The organism is Methanocrinis sp. (genome assembly GCF_049974945.1).
In the GTDB taxonomy this organism is placed as follows: domain Archaea; phylum Halobacteriota; class Methanosarcinia; order Methanotrichales; family Methanotrichaceae; genus Methanocrinis.
Genome location: NZ_JBNGCU010000187.1, coordinates 1 through 1991 on the forward strand (window position 1 = coordinate 1; position 1991 = coordinate 1991).

The 1991-nt window shown below is 62.6% G+C and carries 2 protein-coding genes; both read right to left on the reverse strand.

Annotated elements, in window-relative coordinates; genetic code table 11:
• Positions 1 to 362, reverse strand: a 362-nt coding sequence (locus ACP5EL_RS10410; RefSeq protein ID WP_428402441.1) for a NifB/NifX family molybdenum-iron cluster-binding protein, incomplete at its 3' end; no start/stop codon positions are given.
• A 236-nt stretch (positions 363 to 598) separates the two neighbouring features.
• Positions 599 to 1991, reverse strand: a 1393-nt coding sequence (locus tag ACP5EL_RS10415) for an MFS transporter (protein WP_428402442.1), incomplete at its 5' end; no start/stop codon positions are given.

Here is a 1991-nt window from a genome sequence, read left to right on the forward strand (position 1 = left end):
CCCATCCCCGCGTGGGCGGAGACCGAGGCAGAAGAGGTCTCGGAGAGCTCACCGTTCTTGAACCTCTCCACCACCTCTCTGACGCTCCCTCCGGGGGCGAGGTAGACCTTAACCCCCGCAGCCTTCAGAGTCTCGGCAGCGTTGGGGCCGATGTTCCCGGTGATCAGGGCTTTTGCTCCGGCGTTGGCGATGGTCTGGGCCGCCTGTATACCTGCTCCGCTAGCAGCGCCAGCGCTGGAGTTCGATATCGATTCTGCCTCCATCGTCTCCGCGTCCACGACCACAAAGTAGGCGCACCGTCCAAACCTCGGGTCGAGGGGAGCGTCAAGGCCGGGACCGGCTGCTGTAATACACACTTTCATTTGAAGACTTCCTCGTCAGTTTCCATCTGTTTTCAAGTCCATTTCCAATTTACATCTTTCTGCGATCTTCAGAAGTTCTGAATTCCCGGGTGGAAAACCGATCTCCGGGAACTTCAGAAGCGCTGATCTCGCAGATCGTACGGTTGTTGGTTCTGTCTCACTAATATATGCGACCATCTATTTCAAGGTTGCGCGGATATTGTCTAAATTGGTGGGCCATGGATTTACATGCATCTTCAGAACCGTCTCTCCTCGCGTCCCTTCCCTGAAGGCTTTCTCTCCCTCCCACCTCCGATCACGCTGGCGAAGATCCCTCCGAAGGAGAGAACCGCAAAGGCCCCGAAGGTCGCCTGAGCGCTTCTCGTGAAGAGGTCGATCGCCTCAGGACTGATGGCCACCCGCCCCATGTAGAGGGAGAAGGCGAGCATCACCATCCCCATGCTCAGCATGTGCCCGGAGAGCCTCATCGTCCCCAGGGTCGAGGAGGCGACGCCGTAGAACCGAGACGGAACGGAGCTCATGACGGCGTTGGTGTTGGGGGAAGAGAAGAGGCCGACGCCGAGGCCCAGGATCGCAAGGCTCACCAGAACCGATTCGATCGACGTCTCGCCTCCGAGGTCGATGAGGGTGAGAAGGCTGATCGTGGTCAGGGCCATACCGAGACCTGCTAGAATCTGCGGCCTCATCCGATCGGAGAGCCAGCCCGAGAGGAGGGCAACGAAGATCATCAAGAGGGGCTGGGCTATGAGTATCAGCCCCGCATCCTGGGCGGTGAGCCCCTGGACGTACTGGAGATGGAGGCTGAGGAGAAAGCCCACCCCGAAGGTGGCGCTGTAGTTGATCAGGGCGGCGAGGTTGGAGAGGGCGAAGGCCTTGTTCTCCCGGAAGAGGCCGACCTCCAGGAGCGGGCTCTCCGACCTCGACTCCACCAGGGCGAAGCCTGCGAGGCCCAGAAGCCCCAGCAAGATCAGCCCGCCCCCGACGAGGTCGGGCAGGATGGAGAAGCCGTATATCGTCGCCACCAGCGCCAGAGAGTAGAGGGCCGAGCCGAAGAGGTCGAACTTCTCGCCCCGGGCCTCGGCCACCTCCCCCTTCAGCCGCAGGGCCACCAAAAGCAGCACCATCAGGCCGACGGGCAGATTCGAGAGAAATACCGCCCTCCAGCCGAAGTGAAAGGTGAGAAACCCGCCCAGGGACGGGCCCAGAGTCAGGCCCAGGTAGACGGCCGATACGCTCACCCCCAGGGCCTTCCCCCTCTCCCGGGCGGGGAAGGCGCTGGTGAGGATAGCGGTCCCGGTCCCGAAGATCATCGCCCCGCCCATCCCCTGGGTGAACCGGAAGGCGATCAGCATGGGGGCCGAGGCGGCGAGGGCGCAGAGGAGGGCGGACCCGGTGTACGTCAAGACCCCGCAGGTGAAGACCCGCTTACGCCCATAAATGTCTCCCAGCCGGCCGAAGGGGATGAGGAAGATCGCCGCCGCCAGAACCGCCGAGGTCGCCACCCAGCTCAAGGTCACGGCGTCGAGGGCGAACTGGTCGCCTATCGCCGGGAGGGCGATGTTCACCGAGGAGCCCATGAAGGGGGTGAGAAAGGAGCTGGTCGCCGCCACCACCAGGGCCGCCATCTTC